Below are 23,889 nucleotides of genomic sequence, written 5' to 3'. Positions count from 1 at the left end.
CTTTACGACGACGCGATCTCCCTAAGCCACTTGGGAGGTCGATTCGGGGAGATTGCTTCGTCGTTATTCACCCCAACCCGACATTCGATATTTTAAACTCCTCGCAATGACGTGGGACATTTACTGGTTCCTCTGTGGGGCTCAACAAACAACATTAAGTCTTTCTGAGGGTACGCCCGAAGAATCTTTGCCACGAAATGATTAGGAAGACTACTTTTGCCACTAAAGGGTTAGTAGCAAAATCCGGTTAAAGAAAACATACGATGCTTCGCAAAAGGCAAGATCCTTCTCCCGAGCATTCGGGATCAGGATGACGCAAACTACCTAAACCTCGACTGTATCTCATCCAGCGGGATGTAGCTGATCGTGGGTTTCTTCAATGGATCCAGATACGGTTGCTCACAGGCAAAAAGTTGATCCACGAGTCCCTCCATCTCCTGTTCGGTGAGTTTTTTACCGCGGGGAATGGCTGCTTTAGCCGCAAAAGCGATGGCCAGCTTCTCCCGGGCTTCCAGCTTCACCTTTTGGCCCAGCTCCTGATACTGGTGCAGCATCGAAATTAGCACCTCTTCCTCATTCCCGATTTCAATATCAGCCGGAACGCCGTTGATCATCGCAGTATTTCCACTGAGCAGCTGTACGGAAAAACCCATCCGCTGAATAATGGAATGCAGCTCTTTCAGGAGCGTATAATCGGATGCAGAAAGCTCCAGAGTTTGCGCAAATAACAGCTGCTGTGTACTTGGAAGTGCTTCTTCAGTGGCATTGATCGCCTTTTCAAAAATGATGCGCTTATGGGCCAAATGTTGATCAATGACCGTAAGCCCGGTTCGGGTTTGAGTGAGGATATACGTGTTATGCAACTGCCAGAACCCCTTCTCCTGAGTCACTTTCTTCTGCTCATCCTCGGCAGGATCAAAGTTTTCAGCTTCGGAGTAGTTGGGTCGTTGTGGTGAACCGCCTCCATACAATTTCTCTCCAAATTCATCCCCTCTCCCTCCAATATTGGAAGAGCGATTATTGATTCGGGATGGAATTTGAAATCCGCCTCCGCTTTGCCCGGACGACTGGGGCTTGTTAAAACTGAATCCTGAATCAAATCCTTTGGACGGATCATCACTTAAAAAAGCATCCTGATTCTGCTGAATATTGGGCACCTGGAAATGTTTATTCAAAGCCCGGTTCACTACCGACCGTGCAAGCTGAATCACACTGCGTTCGTCTTCAAATTTCACCTCCATTTTAGAAGGATGTACGTTCACATCTACTTTGGAAGGATCAATATCAAAGAAAAGCGCATAAAACGGGTATTCATTATTGCGGGTCCATGCATCATACAAACTCAATATCACATGGGTAAGGTACCGGTGCTGAAAAGGCCGGCCGTTCACAAATAAGAACTGCTCTCCCCGGCTTTTTTTGGCCAGCTTGGGATCGGATGCAAAGCCGTGAATCTTCACGTAGCTGGTTTCTTCCCCAAACTCAATCAGGCTGGCTTTGTAGGAACTTCCAAAAATTTGTGTAACCCGGTCTTTCAAGTCCTGAACCGGTAAATCATAAATGATATCGCCATCGGCTTCCACATAAAAAGCCACATCGGTATTAGCCAGGGCAGCATATTGAATGGTCCTCAGGATATGCCGGAGCTCAGTCACATCTGTTTTCAAAAACTGTCGCCGGGCCGGTACATTAAAAAAGAGATTGCGAACGGCAATAGTTGTTCCATTATCAATGGCAGTGGGTTTGATTTCCCTCTCCTCTCCGCCCCAAACTTCAAACTCCCAGCCATTTTCATCACCGGCTCGCTTGGTCTTAACGGTTACCTGGGATACCGATGCAATAGAAGCCATCGCTTCACCCCGAAAACCCAGCGTGCGAATTTTAAAAAGGTCATCAACCGAATTAATCTTTGAAGTAGCGTGACGTTCAAAGCAAAGCGGGAGATCCTCCTTACTCATTCCGCACCCGTTATCAGAAACCTGGATCAGGGTCCGTCCGGCATTTTGGATAAGAATTTTTACCTGATCACCGCCGGCATCAATGGCGTTATCGAGAAGTTCTTTAACTACAGAAGCCGGGCGTTGAATTACTTCTCCGGCCGCAATTTTATTACTTATTTCTGGGGGAAGCTGATGTATAATGGAATCGCTAATCCGGGTATCGCTCAATGGTTGTCTGTACGTATTTTAAAGTGAAATTAAATAAACAATAAGGGCAAGGCATGCCGCGTAAAAAACCACGCGGGTAAATTGTGCCGGTCTTCGTCTTGTATGGGTCTCAAATTTGATCCGCTTTCGGCGCTTTTCTTTTTCATCCTTTTCGGGATCGTAATAGCGAAACGGGTAATCAAATTTTTTGGGTTTAGGCCGGAAGCCGAACATCGGTCTGATCATAACAACACCTCAATTTTATTGGCTTTGGATGGCTAACGCAGGTGGTTGCCAAATCTTATCTAATATACAGAATTTGACGGGTGAATATCGAACATTCCATCAGGAATAATGAATCTGGGCTAAAGTACTTGCCGTGTACTTCATTATTGAATGTTCGATATTCTTTCGAATGTTCTTTTGCTTCTAAAATTTGTAAACTCCCTGCCCCTGAATTTTTCTTCGGAAACCATTTTTTCGATCTTCACATTTAATTATTGAACATTAACCATTTATTTAAAAAATGAGCACTGATAAAGCCAAGATTTTTTATACCATAACGGATGAAGGACCTTTCTTAGCTACCCATTCTTTCCTCCCTATTATTGAATCATTCACCAAGGCAGCCGGAGTTAATGTAGAGACCAAAGACATTTCTCTTGCCGGACGTATTCTTGCCAACTTCCCCGATTATTTGAAAGAAGATCAGCAGGTTACAGATGCACTTGCTGAGCTGGGCGATCTGGCCAAGAAACCGGAAGCAAATATCATCAAGCTCCCGAATATCAGTGCTTCTATTCCTCAGTTGGTTGCAGCCATTAAGGAATTGCAGAATAAAGGATATGACCTTCCCGACTACCCGGAAGAGCCTCAAACCGAAGAAGAAAAGAAGATTCAAAAACGCTACGATGTAGTGAAAGGCAGCGCGGTTAATCCGGTTCTTCGTGAAGGTAACTCCGACCGCCGGGCCCCTAAGCCGGTTAAAGAGTATGCCCGAAATAATCCGCATTCCATGGGTGAATGGAGTTCTGATTCCAAATCACACGTAGCTACCATGGATGACCATGATTTTGCTCATTCTGAAAAATCGGTCACCGTACCTGATGCCGATGATGTCCGAATCGAGTTTGTGGATACCGATGGTAATGTTCAGGTATTAAAAGAAAGCACTCCCCTTCAGCCCGGTGAAGTAATTGATGCTGCGGCTATGAGTAAAAAAGCCTTGGTTAATTTCCTTGAAAATGAAGTTAAAGATGCCAAAGAAAAAGGCGTGCTCTTTTCGCTGCATATGAAAGCGACCATGATGAAGGTTTCAGACCCGATAATTTTTGGCCATGCCGTGAAAGTGTATTTCAAAGAAGTATTCGAGAAACATGGTAAAACGCTCAAAGAATTAGGGGTAGATCCCAACAACGGTTTTGGAGACCTGGAAGCAAAGATCAAGGAACTGCCGGAAGACAAGCAGGCTGAGATCAGGCAAGACATTCAAAAATGCTATGAAAATGGACCGGATCTGGCAATGGTGAATTCCCACAAAGGAATCACCAATCTCCATGTTCCGAGCGATGTGATCATTGATGCCTCCATGCCGGCTATGATCCGAACCTCCGGACAGATGTGGAATAAGAATGATGAAACTCAGGATACCAAAGCCGTGATCCCGGAAAGCAGTTATGCCGGTATTTACCAGGAAGTAATCGATTTTTGTAAAGAGCACGGCGCTTTCGATCCAACTACCATGGGAAGTGTTCCTAATGTAGGATTAATGGCTAAGAAAGCTGAGGAGTACGGCTCTCACGATAAAACCTTTGAGATTCCGGGGAGTGGCTCTGTGCGAGTAGTCAATAAAGCAGGAGAAACCGTTGTAGAACACCCGGTTGAAGAAGGCGACATCTGGAGAATGTGCCAGACTAAAGATGCTCCTATCAAAGACTGGGTTGGACTGGCTGTTCGCAGAGCGCGTGAAACCGGTTCTCCCGCTGTTTTCTGGCTGGATGAAAACCGCGAACATGATGCTGAGCTTATTAAGAAAGTGAATGCATATCTCCCTGAATTTGATACCGAAGGATTAGAGATTCATATCATGTCGCCGGTTAAAGCCATGCGTTTTACTCTGGAGCGTATCAAAGACGGTAAAGACACCATTTCTGTAACCGGAAATGTGCTGCGAGATTACCTCACCGACCTCTTCCCCATTCTGGAAGTAGGAACCAGCGCCAAGATGCTTTCCATCGTTCCTCTTATGAACGGCGGGGGCTTATTTGAAACCGGTGCCGGTGGTTCTGCTCCTAAACATATTCAGCAGTTCCTGGATGAAGGTCACCTCCGTTGGGATTCGTTAGGTGAATTCCTGGCATTGGCCGTTTCCCTCGAGCACCTCGGCAAAACATTCGATAACGACCGTGCTTTGGTACTATCCGAAACACTGGACGAAGCAAATACCCGGTACCTTCAAAACGACAAGTCACCTTCCCGTAAGGTGAATGAGCACGATAACCGAGGCAGCCACTTTTACCTGGCTATGTATTGGGCCCGGGCTTTGGCTAACCAGAGCAAAGATGCTGAGCTCGCAGAGCGTTTTAAAGCTGTAGCCGATAAACTTGAAGAGAATGAAGCTAAAATCAATGAAGAATTGATCGCTGCCCAGGGAAATCCGGAAGAAATTGAAGGATATTACTGGCCAAATCGTGACATCGTGTATGATCGAATGCGGCCCAGCGAAACCCTGAATTCAATTATTGAGTCTGTTTAATTTCAAGCAAACTAAACTGAAGAGCCCGGTTCTGAAAAGAGTCGGGCTTTTTTTTGGATGAAAAGAACCGTTTTAAACCCCAAACTTCTTCTTCATTAACGGAACCAAATATTTAAGCAGAACAAGAATAAAGATAAAGACGACCAACGCGGCCCAAACGGCATACTCTTCATAGGCTTCATAAAAAAGCAGCAATTCATTACCGGCAAACACGGAAAGCCATACAAAAGTGGGCGTCCAAAGCAGTGCGGTTAATCCAAAATATAGAAGGAAGGTCCAGAATCCCGTTTTTAAGATGCCGGCACTCAGATACACCGGAAACCGGCTTCCCGGAATAAAACGACTCAATACTAAAATTACAGGGCCTTTCTTTTCAAACCAGGCTTCGGCACTGTACACATTTTCTTTTTTTACCATCCATTTAAATGGCGGGATATTGAAAATACCATTCCCCATTAACCGACCGGCAAAATACAGGGTGAAATCTCCTATATAAATTCCGGCTGTTGCGGCTATGGCTGCCGGCCAGAAATCAATGAGTCCCTGTGCAGCCATCAGTCCGGCTCCTATACATGCAAGATCTTCACTCATAAATGTAGCCAGAATGATCGCTAACATATACAGTACTAAAAGCTTATTCTTCGAGTCAGCCTCAACGTCATCCAGGTAAGGCACCAGCTTCTGAAGGCTGTCCTTTTTTAGCTTTAAGGTATCAGAAAGCTGCCCGGTTGTATCTGGAGCCCCCATATCTTGAAAAACTGAGTCAGTGGCTTGCTTTGGAGTGCCTGAGACCGGAACGGTTGTACCCACTACTAAGATCAGAAATATGCAGAAATGAATAAGCTTCACGAACAGAGTTTCCTCATGGAATTAAGAGAATGCAATGGGTGTGAATTCCCTGTTTTGATCAAGAAATTCTGTTTCAGAAATAACGGGTACGAACTGTTCCTCAATTTCACTTTTCAATCGTTCAGCTAATACTTTTCGATCGTTGGCCGTGATTTCATCCGGACCAAAATTAACAACGGCTGTAAAGGATTTTAGTTTCAGCAGGTTGAAGAAATGTACAAAGAATGGGGTATCATCCCACCAACAAATGGTTTCGTAAGCCGGAGCTTCTTCCGGTTCGGTTCTGTAAGAAACGGCAACGGTAGAAACAGGAAATTGCCGGGACGCAGGGTATTCCAGTAATGAAGACCGGAATGGTAATATTTCGTAACCCGGACTGGTGGTCCCTTCCGGAAAAATGATAATGCCCTGATTGGTATTTATATTTTTAGAGATGAGTTTGTTGACCCTGGTTACATCCCGTTTTCTGTTCCTGTCAATAAATAAAATACCGCATGTTCTAATAATAAAACCGATTAACGGCCAGGCTTTTACATCACTCTTTGCCACAAAAAGGCATCTTAACTGCGAAAATAGCACGAAAATGTCAATGTAACTCAGATGGTTGGAAACCAACAAAAATGGCGGTTCAGGAGCATCGTTCTTAACTTCAATATGTATACCTATTATCCGGCAACACACCTTACCCCAGCTCCTAAGAAGATACCCCCGGCATTTTTCATAGTTCAACCCAACAACCGAAGCAAACAGACACAGCATAATCAGGGAATAGAAAAACAAGGTTGAAACCAGAAAGCTGAATAATTTTATAATAGCCCGTAGAAAATTCATGGGCAGAAATTAACAATTTCTTTCAGAAAAACAGGGCTTTTTGTCATGCTGATTTTAGTTAGTGGATATAGGTATCAGTTTGGGTAGAAATCTAAACTCTACATCATCAAAATTAGTTTATGGAAAGGAGCCGTATCATAAATGATTATATCAACAGCTTCCCTGACGTATAAAGAGCTACTGGCTGGATTAGGATTAATTTCAATTGCATGCCAGCTTGAGTTGCTTAGATATTTACTTAATTGATATATATTTGTACCATTAAATATGTTGTACTACAAAGAATATAAATCATCTGAAAAGAGAGACTGGGTCGTGTTTGTGCACGGTGCCGGCGGAAGCTCATCTATCTGGTTTAGTCAGCTAAGGGATTTCAAGAAGCATTTTAATGTGCTTATGGTTGATCTGCGCGGACATGGAAAGTCAAAAGATCTGCTTCAGAAGTATTATGAAGAGAACTATTCATTTGAGTTTATAAGTCAGGACATTCTGGATGTGCTGGACCACCTCAACATTGAAAAGGCTCATTTTATAGGGGTCTCCCTTGGTACAATTATCATCCGTACTATTGCCGAAATTGCACCCAATCGCGTCAAATCTTCTATTCTTTGTGGGGCCATCACACGGCTTAATGTCCGCTCCAGAATTCTTGTCTTTGTCGGGCACATGTTCAAACGGTTCATCCCCTACATGTGGTTATACAAGCTGTTTGCCTGGATTATTATGCCTAAGAAACATCACGCCAAATCCAGAAACTTGTTTATCCGAGAAGCGAAGAAATTATATCAGAAGGAATTTTTGCGATGGTTTAAGCTTACCAATGAAGTTAATCCGCTCCTTCGGTACTTCAAAGAAAAAGAGGTTGAATCCCCAATGCTATACGTGATGGGCAGTGAAGATTATATGTTTCTCCCTCCTGTTAAACAGATCGTGGAAAAGCACAAGAATTCTACTCTCAAGGTAATCGAAAATTGCGGGCACGTTTGCAACGTGGAGCGACCCGAAGCTTTTAACCGGGTTTCAATTCAGTACCTGAAGGCTCACTCCTGATTATTTTTATTCGCTGCTGCCGTTAACCCGCTCAGCATTCGGGTTGTTGCCGTTTCTCAGAGTAAACAACCACGCTTCACTGTTAAAGCTGTCCCTGATTTCAAGCGTTCGTTCAACAGCCGTATTGAAATCGGCAAACCCTTCGTAAGCTACGTAGTTAAATCGGGTTTCGGGGTTAAACAGGATTTGTGTGTTATAGCCTTCTTGCTCAAGAGTGGATTTAAAGTTCTGTGCATTACCCGGAACAAGAAATGAACCGCCAATCACAAAGTATTTTAAATTGGAGGTCTCTTCCTGCATGGTCTCTACTTGCTGCTCATTCTGTTGGTACTCCAGATATTCATCCAAATTGAATGCCTTCGGTACAACCACCATTAATTCCGGCTTATCAACAGGCATACTTAAATCTTTAGCCAGTTCCTGTTGCTCATCCGTAAGTGCATCCTCTTCTTCGGCATCTACCGGTTGTTCCTCAACAGTCATGGTATCCGGCTGGGTATTATCCTTGTCCGTTTCCGCAAGGGTTGAATCGTCCATGGCCGGTTGTTCTTCCTGCTGAGCCTCAGCTATTTCTTCCTCCACGGGCATATCAAACGTTTCGGTGGTAAACACGCGGTCTAAATCGGTTCGCATACCATCGCGGGTATTGTTCAGCACTTCGCGTTTAGTAAGCTTGCGATCTGAAATTCGTTCTGAAACCGGTTTAATCAACTCAGCCTGCACGATGATAATCAATTCATTCTCGGAATAGTCTTTGGAGTTATATCCAAATAAATAACGGAGACCAAAGAACCAACCCGGTAAATCTTTGAGAATGGGAACTCCCCTTCGCACTGAAGATTCTTCCGTTCGATACAATCCGGCAACATAGGTTGCTTCGCCATTCAGCAGGATAGCTGAAGTTGTTGCTTCCTGTTTGTTTACAATGGTACTAACTACATCGGGCAGAACGGTAGAACGTTCTACTTCCAGCGAGAGATAGATAAAAGAGGTGTCGCCCTGACTGATAATTTCAGGAGTTACGGTAAGAATGGTTCCTGTACTAATAAAGTTATCCGTCACGTTACCGGCTATATCACGCTGTTTAATAGAGAAATCCTGCCCTACCTGGATATTTCCCTCTTCGCCATCCACTACTTTAATAGATGGAGTAGCCAAAACCTTACCAAGGTTATCAGCCTCAAAAGCACTGAATAACGCTTGTACACTGATTCCGGGACCGACTTCGCCTAAATTAACAAGGGCGTTAAAGGCATTCTGAGAAACACTGGCAGCGTTGTAGGAGTTAACGGATACGAACTGATCGTTAAAATCGGTAGATGGGATGCCTTGATTCCCATCAGCACCTACAAAATCTCCCAAATTAGCAGGTACGTCACTTGTCAGTGTGGACCAGTCTATCCCGATTTCCTGAAGTGCTCTTTTATTCCCTTCAAAAAATGTAGCATTAATACGCACTTCCTGCGTTCGGGTTGTAGCTGTTGGAGGTTGGCCCTGAGATGCGTTAGAACCCCCACCTGAAGCCTGAGTTGTAGTTCCAGTAGTAGGAGGTGCCGGAACATTTATTTCATAAAAGTCTTCGTATTCTTCCAGCTCAAGGTTATTAAACCGCATGATGTATTGAAGCGCATCTTTCCAGTGCATGGCTGGCAACGTCACACCAATGGTTCCGCTGTAAGCAGAATTGTCAACAATAAACCTGTTTTCAAATTCCTGGGCAAAGGTATTAATTATCTCAATAGCCTCGTTGTAGGTCGTGCTTTTGTCGAAAGCTACGATCTCTTCCGGATTGGTGTATTCTTTTAGAGGATCGACTACCTGAGCATGTACAAGCTGCGGTTGTAGTAAACTTACCAAGCCGAAAAGGACTAATGACAAAAAACCTTTTGTGTAGAATGTTGCTTTCATGGGTTTCATCGCTCTATCTCCAAGGTAACCAATTCCGTGATGCCACCTTTGTTTAGATTAAAAGTAGCGGATTTATTTTTAAGGTCTATAGATTCTAATTCACCAAGGTACACTTCATCCCCTTTTCTAAGTGAATTTATGTTTCCTCCCTGATCTACGAGAAATATTCGCGATGCAGTAAGGCCTATTAATCTGCTTTGTTCCACATTAATGAGATTATCATCATTAGGAGGAATTACTTCCTGTATAAGTGGGTAAAATGGGTTAAATGTTGAAACGCGTTCATCCATTGTGAGCTGGCTGGTCAGTGTCAAACCATCCTGGATGGGGATGCGCTCGTAATAGCTTTCTAAAATAAAAGTAAAAGTAATGTCATTGAGCTCTTCAGGATTAGAGCTGGGCGGTGTGAGTGTAATCTCAGAGATTTTATTCAACAGCTGGCTGTTCTCAATCTTATTCACAAAGTTCACGAAGTTAGTGTAAGAGCCGTATCCGTTTATTTCAGCATTCACAATTCCATACTGATCCTGAGCTGTGGAGTCAACGAAAACAAAATCAAAAAACACTTTAGACGATGTACTGCTATTACTTATATAGTTCAGATAATCGTAAATATCATCTGGGTTAGGTGATTTAAAAAGGGATTTATCTGCATTTTCAATGATAGAAAGCGCCTGTTGGTATCTTTGATTTAAAGCCGGAAAGGCGTCACTGGTAGCCTTCTTGCTGTTAAAATCCTTTTGCTTTTCCGTTACCGAAGTCTGAAGCTCTTGCAATTCAGACATTTGGAAAAACTTGATATAAGAGAAAGCAGCACCTACAAACAGCGTAAGTGTTACTAACAGAATGATGGTATTTCGGACCGCGTATGACAATTGACTATTAGTTCCCTTGTATTAATTCTTCAATTCCCTGCACACTTTGTGGGGTGTAAATGCTTTCATCCTCAAAAAACTCTGAAACAACATAAGTAAAGCTGTAAACATCCTGTTCCCGGATTTGATCTGAGGTAACATTCAAAAGCGTTGCATCTTCAAATACATCCGCCAACTCTGCTATTCGCTCTCTGTAAACAGCATATCCGCTTAATTCGATATCACCATTTGGGAGAGTGGTAGCTGAAGTGAGCCAGACAGAGTTTACATCATCTACCCCACTATTAATTCGATCGAGGTTCTTGCTCCAGCGTAAGGTTCCCTGGTTCAGCTCACTCAATAGCACAAGCTTAGCCTGAATTTGTTCTAAGTCGGAACTTATTTGATTATAACGCTGAACGGTGGGCTCAAGCGATTGTATTTGAGAATTTAATGTGCTCACTTCATTTCTCAGGCGATCTATTTCTACCGCATTCTGAGTATAAAAGTGGTTTGATACAATTGGCGTAAGCAAAATCAAAAGCAATAGTAAAAATCCATGCCATTGCAGCTTAAAAATCTTCTGCCTGTCTATTACATAACTAGGCAAGAAAGAAATGCTTGGGAAATTGTCTTTTTGAAATCCGGAAGCCGACCATGCAGCACCAATTGCAGTAGTGAAAGCAGGAATGGAGGAAGGATTGATATCTTCGGCGTCAAAGAAATCATCAGAAAATTCAAACTCTGAAACGTTTACATCCTGAAAACGCTCCTCAAAGAACTCGATTGCATCATCTCCCAGCGAATTATTACATATGATAAGCCGATCAAGGTTCGGAACCTCACCGGTATCGAGCTGGAAAAGGATTTTACTGAATATTGTATTCAGAAATTTAGGATTCTTAATTCCTTCGGTAATTATCGGTGATACAATCCATAGCTGAGAGCCTTTTAAAAACAGGATTCTGCTGGTCTTTTCACCAAACTGAACCACACCGGTAATACTGTTTATCTCAAGCTCATAATTTGCCCTGATCAGCCCCAATAGAAGAATTTCATCCGGTAAGATCTCATTGATGAACAATTTTCCGCGATACATGTCACGGGTTCGGTTCATCAGTTTCAGTAAATCCGGCTCATCATCAATAGAGGTAAGGAGCAGGGCTCCGTCATCACGTACCGAATATGAGTAATAATCTTCGGCTTTGGATACCCCATGAAGGGCTTCGAGACGATCATCTACGATAATCTGAAGGTCTTTCTTTTTGGTCTCGGAAAAGTCAACATCTTTAAGGATCTGGAAAATAGTTTGTCCGGCAGGGATACTTAGACCAACATCCACCCTCTTGGAATCTGTAGAGCTTAAAAGGTTATATAATAGCAGTTCATTAGATGCCGCCGCTTCGGTTTCGTCGACCATATCGGTATCAACGATCTCATCGGAACCCTCTAAATCGTCGAGATTATCAAAATCAAGGTCATCGAGATCATCCTCAAAAGCATCTAAATCCAACTCCTCGGTTTGATCTTCTTCCTCTTCTTCCAGACCAAAAATTACATCTTCATCATCAAGGCTGTCATCAATGCTGTCAAAAACATCAACTGTTTCTTCTTCTTTGGCAGCTTTAGCTTTGCCCTTAAGGCTCTCCACCAGGCGCACTTTGTCCAAACTGACTAACGAAACCTGTTTACCGGTAATTTTAATACGGGCAACTTTCAGAAACTCTTCGTCAACAACAATTCCGGTATATGTCTTATTAGATAACATATTCAGCCTTAGTAATTAACTTCACTTAGCAGTTGAACCATTTTAGTTTTGTTGTTGGCGTGATTTAGTGCATTTTCTTTAGAAATAATACCATCGGTGTACAGCCTCTTAAGATCTTGTTCCATCGTATTCATCCCTTTTTCTCCGCCTTCCATCAACATCTGATAGATCTCCCCTATATTATTATTGCGAATTGCTGCCCTGACAGAAGTGTTTACCATCAATACTTCTTTAGCTAATACTCGTTTTCCATCCAGGCTGGGGACCAGTTTTTGACTGACAACGCACGTCAAAACATCAGCCAACCTCACCCGAACCCTGTTCTGCTCTTCTGTTGGAACCTCACCCAAAATACGCTCAATACTCTCCATGGCTGATGATGTGTGAAGAGTTCCGAAGGTTTTGTGACCGGAATCAGTAATTTCCAGGGCTGTCATAATAGTTTCGGGATCTCGAAGCTCACCAATCACAATAATATCCGGATCCTGACGAAGAGCCTGCACTGCACCTTCTTTAAAAGATTCAACATCCCGGCCTACTTCCCTGTGTCGAACCACCGATTTGATGGGTGTGTGTATTAATTCAACCGGAGAGGCTATAATTACAATATGAGAATCAACCGTCCGATTGTTGGCGTCTATAATGGTATCCAGTGTAGATGACTTACCGGAACCCGTAATACCAGTAATAAGCGTTAAACCGTACTTGTAGTACTTTAAACTGAGAGCTTTGGCTACCTCTGTATGTACGTTCAGGTTCTTAAATGGGCGGATGGTATTGTCAATCTTACGCATGTTGAGCGCAAGGTGCTCCAGGTCAAAATACATATCGGCCCGAAAACGCTGTTGTTTGCCGTTTCCAAGCTCTATTGAATAAGAAAAGTCAAGATTCTTGTCTTCTATTAGCTTTTTTCTCTGGGATGGAAGAATAGCGTTATGCAATAGTACATTCGTTTCATCCAAAGATAGGCTTACGGGTACTTTTGCAGGTTTTTTGTCACCATAAATTCGGTACCAAACCCTGCCATCACAGCCAGGACCACCTAAATCAATATCAGAAGCATCATTCTTCAGCATCCTTTTCAGGTAGCCGTCTAATATATCCGAAAGACTCTCCCGGTGATCGTCCCCCAGGTTATCAACCACATTTCCCAACTGGACGTGGCGATCTATTCCCCTGGAAGTTCGGGGTAATTGATCAATAACCGGCTGAACCAGTTCTGATAGCTTTTCGGATTTCTTGGTTGCCGCCTCCATAATAAAGCCAAATCAATTTGTTGATGACAAATAACAGGATACCTGTAAAGGCCTATTGTTACGAAAAAAATTAAAAAAAACTAATAATCCAAGCTTATGTGCTTGCAATTTATCAATTTGCCGTACAATGATGTTTACAGTATTACCAATTGGTATCGTTCAATAACCTCTTCTTTAAGTTGAGTAATTGAACGTTCATGTTACTTATTTTTCGCTGCTGTATTTCGATGATATTTTTTGTAAAGATATTAAACAGCTTTTCGGGTTTTTTCCTGAAAAAATTAAGGGCTTCATATCGCTCGTATCTGAGTACCACACAATCGCCCTCAGCTGTAACCTTAGCCATTCTATTATTTTTACTGAATAAGAAAGTTTCCCCTAAAAAATTACCTTCTCCCAACGTAGCTAACTGTATGTTATCCTTCCAAATACATACTTTTCCTTCAGCTACTAAATAGGCTGAATTAACATATTCCGACTCATTCAAAATAATTTCATCAGACAGAAACCTTTCTTCCTTCCCTAACTGAAGGAACTCCAGAACGTCCTCATAATGGAAGTTTTTCAGAAGCAACGGAGGTTCTTTCAAAAACTTCTTTATGTAATCGGTCATTAATTCATCGCCGGAATTTGACATCTCAGTACTCATACTAAACCCCTGTAATGGTTACTACTGGCATAACAGCAATATGCATTAAGTTAATATTTAATTTCAAGTTTTCCGCTTATTAATCTTCAATAGTTGCAGCCACAATTTCTTCGATCGTAGAAACACCTTCTTTCACACGCTCCCGGCCAGACCCGCGCAATGTAAGCATACCTTGCGACATTGCCATCTCTTTGATAGCTCCTTCATCAATATCGCCACCGGCATCCAGAATCATTTGCTTTATCTCTTTTGAGAAATAAAGGGCCTCGTGAATACCCGCACGGCCTTTAAAGCCTGTTTCATTACATTTTTCGCAGCCAACCGCTTTGTAGAATGTTGTTTCTTCAATTTCTTTATCGGTAAAACCAATTCCCTTGGCCGTCTCGGGATGTGGTGTAAACTGTTCCTTGCAATTACTGCACAACCGCCTGATCAAACGCTGGGCAACTACCAGGTTTACGGCATTTGCAATCAAAAATGGCTCAACCCCCATCTTAAACAAACGGGAAATTGCACTGGGCGCATCATTGGTGTGAAGGGTTGAAAAGGTTAAGTGACCGGTATTAGCCAGTTTAATAGCAATTTCGGCGGTCTTTAAATCCCTCATCTCCCCTACAAGTACAATATCAGGGTCATGCCGGAGAATACCCCTGATCGACTGATCAAAGGTCATATGATTACTGATCTTTAGCTGCCTAGCTCCTTCAATAATGTACTCCACAGGTTCCTCTACGGTAAGCACATTTTTTGTCGGATCAATTACATAGTACAAGGCGGCTACCAACGTAGTTGATTTACCACTTCCCGTGGGACCCGTAATAATTACGATACCGGAGGGTTTTTGGATTGATTTTATGAAATTTTCTTTCGCCTGCTTCTGCAAACCCAGTTTATCCAGGTCACGAATTACATTTCGGTCATCCAAAACCCGAATTACAATTGACTCAAACTTCCGATCGTACTGCTTCCCAACAATGGGCATAATAGAAACCCGGTACCGAATCCCAACGCCATCAATTTGCCGCTGAATAAAACCATCCTGTGAGGCATCCCGCTCAAAACGATCAACATTACGGGTTTTATCTTTAATAACGGCTGAAATAGCTTCCGGCTTCACATTCTTCTGTTGATACCAAAGCTGTAATTTACCATCCACACGAAACCGGATATCCGTGGTGGTTGGGGAACTTGGCACGATGTGCATATCACTAACTCCCTGGCGAACTGATTCTACCAACATCCCTTCCACCAAAGAATTAAGCATACTCTGATTGATCTCGGCATCAATCTCTTCTTCGTCAATTTCTTCCTGATTCTTATCTAAATCAGGCTCTTCATAATCGATTTCTTCGAGCAGGTCCAGGAATTCATTCTTTTGCTCGTAAACTTTAGACAGGATGTCTTCAATCGACTCGTATTTACAATAGACTAACTCCGTCTGCTTGAAATTAATCTTATTGAGTACACTTTGAATGTTAGGATCAGATGGATCTGCCGCAGCAATTACAATGGAATTCTTGGTTTTCTGATACGGAAGAGCCTTATGGTGTACCAGTTCATCTACAATCTCTTTGGGGAGATCTTCCAGGTTTTCTTTGATATGATCGAGAACCTCTCCCGGAATTTCATCTACATCTTTCAAAACCTCGCGGAAGGCATAGATGTTGGCAATTTCCTTCATGATCAGGTGCCGGTTCAATCCCAGGTCCTGTGAAAGAATTTGCCCCAGCCTACGGTTGCTCTCTTTTGGTTCTTCTGAGAGAATCGACAAGCCTTTTTGCAACTGCTCTTTAGTGATAATACCCTTGTTTACAAGGATATCCCCAATATGTCTGCGTATGTTTATTTTTCCCATTTAAAACTCTTAGACACCTGAATTCGGCTGAATTACGGCTGATTCAGAAGAAACAACAGTAATAGCAATCAGCGCAACCATGATAAACATATTGATAAACAGATTAATCATATCAATTACCGACTGCATCTTATAGGTGGTTTGAATTTCGTAGTACTCGGCCAGCTGTTTGGCATTTTCCCTTAAAGCACCCGACTCAGCACCCAGCCTGAATCTACTTAAAGCTGTATTTGTAAAAACACCGGTAGCCTCCATCGACTCGATAAGTCCGGCACCATCCTTCAGCATTTTTCGTATCGCGACTTCTTTAATCTGCTTTTCCATGTATTTGTTCCTGCATGCTTCAGAAGCCACCTTAATAACTTCGATGTTTTGTCCTGAACCACTATAGAGAGTGTAAAACACCCGGGCAAAAATCTCAATACTTGTTTTATGCAATAAATCACCCAAAACGGGTAAATGTATAATATATTTATCTTTAAAGAGCTGCCCCTTTGGTGTTCGAACAAAATAGATAAAACCAGCAATAGGTATAACGAATGAAAGTACAATCAATACCCAGTTATCCCGCAGCCAGTAACTCATTTCGAGGGTAGCGGCCGTCATTGGAGGAAGAGCGATATCCATTTCCAGGAACATTTCGGCCGTTGCAGGGAAAATATATCCCACATAAAACAGAACAACCCCAATTACAGCCAATACGGTAACCGCAGGCATCATAAGGGCACGGCGCATATTCTTTTTAAACTCAGCGTCCCTCTCCATAAATTTTGCGGTACTTTCAAAAACAAGGGCCATATTACCTGAGGTTGAGGCAACACTTAACATATAAGCCGCAAACTTACCGAATACATCTTCATGCTTTCCGTACACCTCAGAACCTTCTTTACCATCCTTCAGGTCTTTCTGGATGGTTTTAATTACCTCTTTCATCCGCTTGTTCTGGGTATCTTCGTACAGCAGGTTCAGGATCTCATCATAAGGAAGTTGCTGCTGCAGCAAATCAGAAGATAGCCGGATGAAGGTCACAACTTCCTGCTGAGGCACTCCGCCTTTGAAGTCGAAAAGCTTTTTATTGATGCTTTTAACTTTATAGCCAAGCTTAACGAGCGCTTTTTCTAATTCTTCTTTACTGTATGCTTCCTGCTCACCTGTAACCACCGGCTTTCCCGGTCGCTGCACTTTATACATAAACATCACTTTCTCGTCCACCGACTGGATCTTCAATCCATTGGTCTTCGAAAGCCTGTCTACTTTAAGTTGAGCTTCTTTCTTATTGTCAGCTTCAAATTCAGTTTGAACTACTTTACCTTTTTGCGAAATCGCTTTTAGCCTGAATTGTGCCATAATGCTAAAAATTACCCTTCTCGGTTCTTAGACGACGCGTCTGAATTAATTTTACTTTTAAATATAGTACCACTTTTATCGAGTACGAAAATAAAGCGACACCGGGTTGCCTTTTAATGATGATATATATCCTAATTTGTTACAATAAACTACTTTTTTTTCAGAAATAAGAATAATGTTATAAAAAGTATATTTGAATTTTTTAAAGTGATTTGATTGTTCATCGACACCTCTTCAGAAAACATTAATTATCGTTTTAAAATAGCCGAACTGCTCATAAAATTATTTACTGTTTTTTATAAATCTGCACTCTATCTTGGTTCAAATAATTCAGAATGACGAAGAAGCAAGACGGCAACCCTTACCTTATTATTTTTGCCCTCTGGCTACTTGTTTTTGCAGCAAGTAGTCAGGTCATGATTATTTCACCCATTCTGCCCCGCATCAGTGAACAACTGGGAACTCCATTTGAAATTTTAGGCAACCTCGTTACCGTTTACGCAGTAATGGTTGGTCTTTTTGCCATTATAATGGGGCCTCTGTCTGATAAAATCGGACGCCGTAAGATTTTGCTGATTGGAACAGGTGGCATTTCCTTCTTCCTATTTCTTCATGGATTAGTGGATTCATTTATTGGACTTCTGATCGTTAGGGCTTTAGCGGGCATGGCAGGCGGTGTGCTAAGTGGTGCTGCCGTTGCCTATGTTGGAGATTACTTCCCCTACGAGAGAAGAGGCTGGGCCAATGGCTGGGTCATGAGCGGTATCGCCATGGGGCAAATTTTAGGAATTCCCATCGGAACACTGCTCGCTGATTTATTTGGCTTCCGAATTCCTTTTGTACTCTTTGGTTGTATCATGGCCCTAACCTTCATCCTTATCTTATTTAAAGTTCCGCAGCCAAATGTAGAGCTGTCAAAAGACAGGGTTACCTTTAAAGGTTCGATCTCAAAATATTACGAGCTACTTAAGCGGAGTGAAGTACGAGCTGTTGCTTTTGCTTATGTGGTTATGTTTTTGAGTATCTCGGTGTACGTGGTTTACCTGCCCACCTGGCTTGAAACCTCTTTTGGAGTGGATGGCAAGGCTATAGCAACTCTTTTCTTTGTGGGAGGCGTGGCAAATGTGATTACCGGCCCTATCGCAGGTAAAATATCAGATCGTATCGGACGCAAGAAGATCATCATCATTTCCTGCCTGGGTCTTTCTGTGGTGATGGGTATTACCACCTATGTAGTATCTGAATTTTGGGTAGCCTACCTCATCTTTTTTGCAGCCATGGTTCTCATAGCGATGAGAATCAGTCCTTTTCAGGCCTTATCAACACAACTTATAAAATCCGACAACAGAGGGTCTTTAATGAGTTTGTTGGTAGCTATCGGTCAGGTAGGATACGGGGTTGGTGGTTCTATAGCAGGCCCGTTTTATGTACAACAGGGGTATGTAAGCAATACACTGATGGGCACTGCAATGATCCTTCTGATGGCCTATGTAGTGTGGAAATACGTGCCCGAACCTGATTTGAATACCGAAAAAGCCGACCCAATAAATGCCTAAGCTTTTGATTCCATAAGATTACCTGACTCCTTCTCTCCTCTTTCTCATTTATAACGTATTTCTAACTTGAAATGAATTTTATTGTAACTTAGTATCCCCTTAGTTCTCTATAAAAGAAAAAACTATGCGTAAAATATCTCTACTTCTTTGCACGGCTTTATTAATTCAGTTTTTTGTTGGTTGTACTTCTAATGATGACGAGTCTGTCGTAATCCAGGGTGCTGTCACCAACTCTGTGAATGGTAATGCGATTGCAAACGCTACCGTACAAATTACAAGTCCTCAGGAATTCAGTGACTTTACACGAACAGATTCAGTCGGTCAGTACTCATTCAGCAATATTGACGTTTCAGAACTTACTGATATAACCTTAGCTGCTTCTGCAACCGATTATGTATCAGACAGCCGTAGTGTACAGGTAGCTTCTGGTGATAACATTACGAATTTCAATTTTCAATTAGATCCTGAAACCTCTGACAACGGAGGCGATGATGGAGATGATGACGGAGGTGTAGCCGGACCTTCTGCTGGTGCTGCATCCATAATTCTTGATGGGATTACTGAAGAAACAATTAACATTGCAGAAACAGGCGGTATCGTTAATACCAGCTTTACTTTTCAGGTTCAGGATTCATCTGGAAGAAACCTTGACTTGAATAATTCTGAAGAAGTAACGTTTTCAATTATCTCCGGCCCTAATGGAGGAGAAGGGATAACTCCAGTAACCGCAACAACGAATGCTAACGGAACCGTTACATCAAATTTGTATAGTGGAAATATAGCTGGAGTAGTACAGATACAAGCAGAAATTGTCCGTGAAGACGTAGGGCTTACAATCCGGTCAAGACCTGTAGCTATTACCATCCATGGGGGATTTCCCGACTTAGATCACTTTAGTATTGCTGCAGATAATTACAATTTCGAGGGTTGGTCGATAAACGGAAACCGAAATCCTTTAACGGTAATTCTCGGTGACCAATTTGGCAACCCTGTTAAACCAGGAACGGCCGTTTATTTCACAACCACAGGTGGCATTATTCAGGGTTCAGGTGCAGGAAATACGAATGATGATGGAGAGGTTACTGTGAACCTTATTTCCGGTGATCCTCGCCCAACTGACAATGTAGCTGGAAGTGGGGGCCGTGATGGTTATGCTACAGTAACAGCCAGAACCATAAATGGAAACAACCAGGAAATTGAAAAGAATGTAATTATTGTATTTTCAACTTCGAGTGCATCCATATCAGCAAACCCAACAACTTTTGACCTTCAACCGAATGGAGGTGCGAGTTTTACCTACACTGTTACCGACCTTAATGGCAATCCAATGGCAGCGGGAACAGAGATATCGATTGATGGTGGCGATGATATTGAAGTTACCGGGGATACCGATTTTACACTGGGTAATTATCTATATCCTGGTCCAGGCGCAACTGAATTCCAGTTTTCCATTCGCGATACAGATGAGGAGTCCGCAGATCCTGCAGATCTAACTATTAAAATTAGTGTTACCACCCCTTCTGGACAAACAACAACGTACTCAGGTATATCAGGTACCAGAAGAAAAAGTGTCAATTAATTTACATTCTGAGTATTTATCCAAAGTCCGCCCTAAACAGGCGGACTTTTTTTGTTTTAAGCCTTTCTTACAATCGTTCTAACCGCTACCTTTGAAGCTCATCAATAATCAGGTACAGTTTTCGAATATGGACGCAAAGAATACTTTTGAATACAACAGTGTGAACTACAAAGAGTTTCTAAAAAAATTCAGAAACCTTGGCGATTCTGAGCATACACTGATTGTTTATGCAGGACCTTTTACCACTAATCGCGAAGCCGCCCTTGATGAACTTAAAAGAGAAATCATAGGTGAAGCAGTTGTCATTGATTTGGCAGAAATTGTAACACCTTATGAAGAAGAAAGTTATACCAACATCAATGACTGTTTTTCTTCTATTGATGAAAAAGCGCCACTTGTCATCTTTAAGAACGCAGAACAGCTAAATGGCGTCTATACCGGATTTACCGGATCTGTTGTGAAGTATGCTTCCCCACAGGAAAAATATTTTCTCAGAAACGTAGATAAGATTAAAGCACCTGTAGTTCTTGAATTCAAAGAATTTGATCAACTGGATCGTATGGTAGTCAGAAAGTCAGACTCTGTAGTACTATTTAAAGCCCCCTCCTCTTTTATTGAAAAGATGGCCTGGAAAGTACAGAACTGGCACGTTCACGGTTCCCACTTTCTTTCCCCTCGTCCACATTAGTCTATGTCCGAAATACAGCCAGAAACTTCCCCAAATTCAATATGGGTTGATATAAAAGCCTCTCTGGCTGGAACCGAGCTCGACTTTACTAAAGGAAATATTAGCAGAGCTATATTAATTCTGTCCATCCCCATGGTGCTGGAGATGATGATGGAATCCATTTTCGCCGTTGTCGATATTTTCTTTGTCTCCAAGCTTGGCGCAGATGCTGTCGCGGCCGTTGGTATCACCGAATCTGTTCTCACCCTTGTATATGCCATCGCCATTGGCTTCAGCATGGCCACCACCGCTATCATATCACGCCGAATTGGCGAGAAGAATAAAGATGATGCCGCAAAGTCAGCCGTTCAGGCTATTTTTGTCTGCTTGATTATTTCTGCTCCTATTTCCTTAACAGGGATATTTTATGCAAAAGAAATTTTGCAGCTGATGGGGGCAAATGAGAATATAGCCACTCACCTTTCCTCCTACACAGCCATTATGTTAGGCGGGAATTTGGTCATTATGTTCCTGTTTGTGATCAACTCTATTTTCCGTGGAGCCGGTGATGCCGCCATAGCAATGAGAGTGCTTTGGATTGCCAATGGAATCAATATTGTATTAGACCCACTTCTGATTTTTGGTTACGGCCCTTTTCCTGAGCTTGGAATAGCAGGAGCTGCAGTAGCAACAACCATAGGACGAGGAATCGGTGTATGTTACCAGTTCTACCGCCTGTTTGATGGAAAAGGACGAATTATCATCCTAAGAAGGCATATATCTATCCAAACAGAGATCCTTAAAAGGATGATTCGGGTTTCAATTGGCGGTATAGGGCAGTTCTTGATTGCTACGGCCAGTTGGGTTGGTCTTGTACGGATTATTGCTGAATTCGGAAGTATTGCTTTGGCCGGATATACCATTGCCATTCGCATACTAATATTTTCCATTCTTCCTTCCTGGGGCATGAGTAACGCAGCTGCAACCCTTGTGGGGCAAAATCTGGGAGCCAATCAACCCGAAAGAGCAGAGAAATCAACCTGGATATCGGCTATCATCAATATGATATTTTTGGGCTTGGTCGGGGTTTGCTTCCTGATATTTTCCGAAAACCTGGTGAGCATTTTCACTGATGATGCCGCCATCATTGCTGTTGGCTCAAAATGCCTGCGTATTATGAGTTATGGATATCTGGCGTATGCTTTCGGGATGGTGATTATTCAGGCCTTTAACGGTGCCGGTGATACTAAAACGCCCACTCTCATCAACCTTATTTGCTTCTGGCTTATCGAAATCCCGCTTGCTTACTTCCTCGCCATAACGCTTGAATGGAACGAAGAAGGAGTTTTTTACTCTATAGTAGTTGCGGAATCACTATTGGGCGTAATAGGCTTTATATTGTTCCGACGCGGAAATTGGAAAAAAACCAAAGTATAGAATGAAAGTTAGTGTAAAAATGGAAACGGCCGGACGAAGAGGAAAGCAGGTTTCCGTTATTCGAGGAATCACCCACAACCCTCAGGTAATCGAAGATTTAGAGAAGAAATTGAAAACCCAGCTGGGCACCGGTGGTACTATAAAAGGCAAGACCATTGAAATCCAGGGAGATCATGTCGATCGAATCAAGAAAATCCTGGAAAAAGAAGGCTACGAGGTGAGATAGGTTTTAGTGGCAAGGTGTTAGGTGTTAGGCTCATTCCTAACACTTAAAGCCTATCGCCTAAAACCTATTATCCCCTTACAATTTTACTTTACTCTCCTGGCGTGGATCCAGATCGTATAGAGAAGAAGCTGTGGCCTGAATAGTCTTGTACCACTCGTTCCCAAATTTATCATTGATGGTGTAGAAGTCTGCAAAATCCGGCTTACGGATGGTCATTTTCCACTCCTGAGTCTTAGACTTAAAAGTCGGGTCTACATGAAGAAGCTCGTGGTAGAGCATCATCTCCTTCGTTTCATTATCGAGCATATCCCACAACTCCCCGGATATTTCTATCAGGTAGTCATTACCGGAATAATGTTTTACTTCGCGGCTGGCTTTCATACACTTGGCCGCCCGCTGTTTGGAAAGATTCGGGTAAACAAGAAAATAGCCGATCTCAGCAGGGCCAAATTCGAGTTTATGCTTTTCAATAACTTTCTTGGCAATGGCCTCCACTTCCGGAGATTCCATCAATTGCTTGGTTGAATGAATAGTCGCTTCAGCTTGTAAAAAATCGTTCTCTGGCATGAATAGTTTAAATATCTAAAATTAATGTTATGATTTAGGAATCATGACGGATGTAGCTACAATAGAATACTCTTTTTGAGGGCCTTTGATTGCCTCAGCATCTTCGCCTGCGTCTTCAGCATAATGCTTAGCCTGATCCTCAGAAAGCTCTTTGACGGTAAAAGTTCCTACTAATGTAACGGTTTTGCCCTGGGAATCTGTTGGAATGAAAAATCCATAATCCTTAAAGGTGATCCGCGCAGAGTAGCCATCCTGATTAGCCACAAAAAAGCAGCCTTTCTTTTGGCAAACTTTAGCTACTTCTGTTTCTATCGTTACTTGCTCTCCTGAAAGCTCTTTCTCAGATTCAATTAGCGAAACAAGTGATGTTACCTCTTTCCATTGCTCTACTTCAGAACCAAATACTTCATACGTTTCTGTTTCCTGAACCGGCTCCGAAAGCCGGATAACCTCTGCTTCCTGGGCAAGCAAAGGAGTGGACAGTAACATCAAAATTACAGGTACAAATATCTTTTTCATGTTTACTTTCTTTAGTTTTTTAGGAGCCCAAACATACAAAGTTTAGCACCAATATTGCACCCGGAACAG

19 protein-coding genes are annotated in these 23,889 nt (G+C 42.4%); 7 read left to right on the top strand and 12 right to left on the bottom strand.

Annotated elements, in window-relative coordinates; translation table 11 throughout:
• Positions 1–320: 320 nt before the first annotated feature.
• The gene (mutL, locus tag JJ941_RS04705; protein WP_290962507.1) at positions 321–2,168 is read right to left on the bottom strand and encodes a DNA mismatch repair endonuclease MutL; all 1,848 of its coding nucleotides are present in this window, start codon (positions 2,166–2,168) and stop codon (positions 321–323) included.
• A 505-nt stretch (positions 2,169–2,673) separates the two neighbouring features.
• Here mutL and JJ941_RS04700 point away from each other — a divergent pair.
• Positions 2,674–4,902, top strand: a complete 2,229-nt coding sequence (locus tag JJ941_RS04700; protein ID WP_290962506.1) for an NADP-dependent isocitrate dehydrogenase — start codon at positions 2,674–2,676, stop codon at positions 4,900–4,902.
• A gap of 72 nt (positions 4,903–4,974) precedes the next feature.
• Here the strand turns inward: JJ941_RS04700 and JJ941_RS04695 are convergent, their stop codons facing one another.
• Positions 4,975–5,649, bottom strand: coding sequence for a DedA family protein (locus JJ941_RS04695; RefSeq protein ID WP_290962505.1), 675 nt, complete (start codon positions 5,647–5,649; stop codon positions 4,975–4,977).
• 123 nt (positions 5,650–5,772) lie between these two features.
• Positions 5,773–6,582 carry a 1-acyl-sn-glycerol-3-phosphate acyltransferase gene (locus JJ941_RS04690; protein WP_290962504.1) on the bottom strand — a complete coding sequence of 270 codons (810 nt, stop codon included), beginning with the start codon at positions 6,580–6,582 and terminating at the stop codon, positions 5,773–5,775.
• 267 nt (positions 6,583–6,849) lie between these two features.
• Between JJ941_RS04690 and JJ941_RS04685 the strand changes: the two genes are divergently transcribed.
• Positions 6,850–7,632: an alpha/beta hydrolase gene (locus JJ941_RS04685; RefSeq protein WP_290962503.1), complete on the top strand. Its 783-nt coding sequence runs from the start codon at positions 6,850–6,852 to the stop codon at positions 7,630–7,632.
• 6 nt (positions 7,633–7,638) lie between these two features.
• Here the strand turns inward: JJ941_RS04685 and JJ941_RS04680 are convergent, their stop codons facing one another.
• The 7 genes from JJ941_RS04680 to JJ941_RS04650 all read right to left on the bottom strand — a co-directional run bounded on the left by JJ941_RS04680 (position 7,639) and on the right by JJ941_RS04650 (position 17,269).
• Entirely contained in the window at positions 7,639–9,540 is a 1,902-nt protein-coding gene (locus tag JJ941_RS04680; protein WP_290962502.1) for a type II and III secretion system protein, read from the bottom strand.
• Positions 9,541–9,545: 5 nt separating this feature from the next.
• Entirely contained in the window at positions 9,546–10,415 is an 870-nt protein-coding gene (gene pilO / locus JJ941_RS04675; RefSeq protein WP_290962501.1) for a type 4a pilus biogenesis protein PilO, read from the bottom strand.
• A gap of 7 nt (positions 10,416–10,422) precedes the next feature.
• Entirely contained in the window at positions 10,423–12,162 is a 1,740-nt protein-coding gene (locus tag JJ941_RS04670; RefSeq protein WP_290962500.1) for a hypothetical protein, read from the bottom strand.
• Positions 12,163–12,170: 8 nt separating this feature from the next.
• Positions 12,171–13,418, bottom strand: a complete 1,248-nt coding sequence (locus JJ941_RS04665) for an ATPase, T2SS/T4P/T4SS family (RefSeq protein WP_290962499.1) — start codon at positions 13,416–13,418, stop codon at positions 12,171–12,173.
• A 142-nt stretch (positions 13,419–13,560) separates the two neighbouring features.
• Complete coding sequence (locus JJ941_RS04660; RefSeq protein ID WP_255135574.1) at positions 13,561–14,067, bottom strand: cyclic nucleotide-binding domain-containing protein; 507 nt, start codon at positions 14,065–14,067, stop codon at positions 13,561–13,563.
• Between the two features lie 79 nt (positions 14,068–14,146).
• Complete coding sequence (locus JJ941_RS04655) at positions 14,147–15,922, bottom strand: ATPase, T2SS/T4P/T4SS family (protein ID WP_290962498.1); 1,776 nt, start codon at positions 15,920–15,922, stop codon at positions 14,147–14,149.
• Positions 15,923–15,931: 9 nt separating this feature from the next.
• A complete protein-coding gene (locus tag JJ941_RS04650) occupies positions 15,932–17,269 on the bottom strand; it encodes a type II secretion system F family protein (RefSeq protein WP_290962497.1) in 1,338 nt (445 codons plus the stop codon).
• A 335-nt stretch (positions 17,270–17,604) separates the two neighbouring features.
• On the opposite strand from JJ941_RS04650, the gene JJ941_RS04645 reads away from it, so the two are divergent.
• From JJ941_RS04645 to JJ941_RS04625, 5 genes are all read left to right on the top strand, one after another.
• Positions 17,605–18,825, top strand: coding sequence for an MFS transporter (locus JJ941_RS04645; RefSeq protein ID WP_290962496.1), 1,221 nt, complete (start codon positions 17,605–17,607; stop codon positions 18,823–18,825).
• A 124-nt stretch (positions 18,826–18,949) separates the two neighbouring features.
• The gene (locus JJ941_RS04640; RefSeq protein WP_290962495.1) at positions 18,950–20,404 is read left to right on the top strand and encodes a hypothetical protein; all 1,455 of its coding nucleotides are present in this window, start codon (positions 18,950–18,952) and stop codon (positions 20,402–20,404) included.
• Between the two features lie 127 nt (positions 20,405–20,531).
• On the top strand, positions 20,532–21,092 hold the full coding sequence (locus JJ941_RS04635) for a hypothetical protein (RefSeq protein ID WP_290962494.1): 561 nt from the start codon (positions 20,532–20,534) through the stop codon (positions 21,090–21,092).
• A 3-nt stretch (positions 21,093–21,095) separates the two neighbouring features.
• Positions 21,096–22,508 (top strand): MATE family efflux transporter, encoded by a 1,413-nt coding sequence (locus JJ941_RS04630; protein ID WP_290962493.1) that lies wholly within the window; start codon positions 21,096–21,098, stop codon positions 22,506–22,508.
• Position 22,509: 1 nt separating this feature from the next.
• Positions 22,510–22,734 (top strand): translation initiation factor, encoded by a 225-nt coding sequence (locus JJ941_RS04625; protein WP_255135567.1) that lies wholly within the window; start codon positions 22,510–22,512, stop codon positions 22,732–22,734.
• A 75-nt stretch (positions 22,735–22,809) separates the two neighbouring features.
• On the opposite strand, the gene JJ941_RS04620 is transcribed toward JJ941_RS04625, so the two are convergent.
• Entirely contained in the window at positions 22,810–23,301 is a 492-nt protein-coding gene (locus JJ941_RS04620; RefSeq protein ID WP_255135566.1) for a putative metallopeptidase, read from the bottom strand.
• A gap of 27 nt (positions 23,302–23,328) precedes the next feature.
• A complete protein-coding gene (locus JJ941_RS04615) occupies positions 23,329–23,820 on the bottom strand; it encodes a DUF4920 domain-containing protein (protein WP_290962492.1) in 492 nt (163 codons plus the stop codon).
• Positions 23,821–23,889: the final 69 nt, after the last annotated feature.

The sequence above is a fragment of the Gracilimonas sp. genome (assembly GCF_017641085.1).
Taxonomy (GTDB): Bacteria; Bacteroidota; Rhodothermia; order Balneolales; family Balneolaceae; genus Gracilimonas.
Note: the sequence above shows the minus strand (reverse complement) of the source record. Positions and strands in the feature narration are given on the sequence as shown.

What these genes read in the sequence shown, in the direction of transcription:
- JJ941_RS04700 (WP_290962506.1), top strand. Translation starts at nt 2,674, where the DNA reads ATGAGCACTGATAAAGCCAAGATTTTTTATACCATAACGGATGAAGGA.
- JJ941_RS04695 (WP_290962505.1), bottom strand. Translation starts at nt 5,649, where the DNA reads ATGGGGGCTCCAGATACAACCGGGCAGCTTTCTGATACCTTAAAGCTA.
- JJ941_RS04690 (WP_290962504.1), bottom strand. Translation starts at nt 6,582, where the DNA reads ATGAATTTTCTACGGGCTATTATAAAATTATTCAGCTTTCTGGTTTCA.
- JJ941_RS04685 (WP_290962503.1), top strand. Translation starts at nt 6,850, where the DNA reads ATGTTGTACTACAAAGAATATAAATCATCTGAAAAGAGAGACTGGGTC.
- JJ941_RS04680 (WP_290962502.1), bottom strand. Translation starts at nt 9,540, where the DNA reads ATGAAAGCAACATTCTACACAAAAGGTTTTTTGTCATTAGTCCTTTTC.
- JJ941_RS04670 (WP_290962500.1), bottom strand. Translation starts at nt 12,162, where the DNA reads ATGTTATCTAATAAGACATATACCGGAATTGTTGTTGACGAAGAGTTT.
- JJ941_RS04665 (WP_290962499.1), bottom strand. Translation starts at nt 13,418, where the DNA reads ATGGAGGCGGCAACCAAGAAATCCGAAAAGCTATCAGAACTGGTTCAG.
- JJ941_RS04660 (WP_255135574.1), bottom strand. Translation starts at nt 14,067, where the DNA reads ATGAGTACTGAGATGTCAAATTCCGGCGATGAATTAATGACCGATTAC.
- JJ941_RS04655 (WP_290962498.1), bottom strand. Translation starts at nt 15,922, where the DNA reads ATGGGAAAAATAAACATACGCAGACATATTGGGGATATCCTTGTAAAC.
- JJ941_RS04650 (WP_290962497.1), bottom strand. Translation starts at nt 17,269, where the DNA reads ATGGCACAATTCAGGCTAAAAGCGATTTCGCAAAAAGGTAAAGTAGTT.
- JJ941_RS04645 (WP_290962496.1), top strand. Translation starts at nt 17,605, where the DNA reads ATGACGAAGAAGCAAGACGGCAACCCTTACCTTATTATTTTTGCCCTC.
- JJ941_RS04640 (WP_290962495.1), top strand. Translation starts at nt 18,950, where the DNA reads ATGCGTAAAATATCTCTACTTCTTTGCACGGCTTTATTAATTCAGTTT.
- JJ941_RS04635 (WP_290962494.1), top strand. Translation starts at nt 20,532, where the DNA reads ATGGACGCAAAGAATACTTTTGAATACAACAGTGTGAACTACAAAGAG.
- JJ941_RS04630 (WP_290962493.1), top strand. Translation starts at nt 21,096, where the DNA reads ATGTCCGAAATACAGCCAGAAACTTCCCCAAATTCAATATGGGTTGAT.
- JJ941_RS04625 (WP_255135567.1), top strand. Translation starts at nt 22,510, where the DNA reads ATGAAAGTTAGTGTAAAAATGGAAACGGCCGGACGAAGAGGAAAGCAG.
- JJ941_RS04620 (WP_255135566.1), bottom strand. Translation starts at nt 23,301, where the DNA reads ATGCCAGAGAACGATTTTTTACAAGCTGAAGCGACTATTCATTCAACC.
- JJ941_RS04615 (WP_290962492.1), bottom strand. Translation starts at nt 23,820, where the DNA reads ATGAAAAAGATATTTGTACCTGTAATTTTGATGTTACTGTCCACTCCT.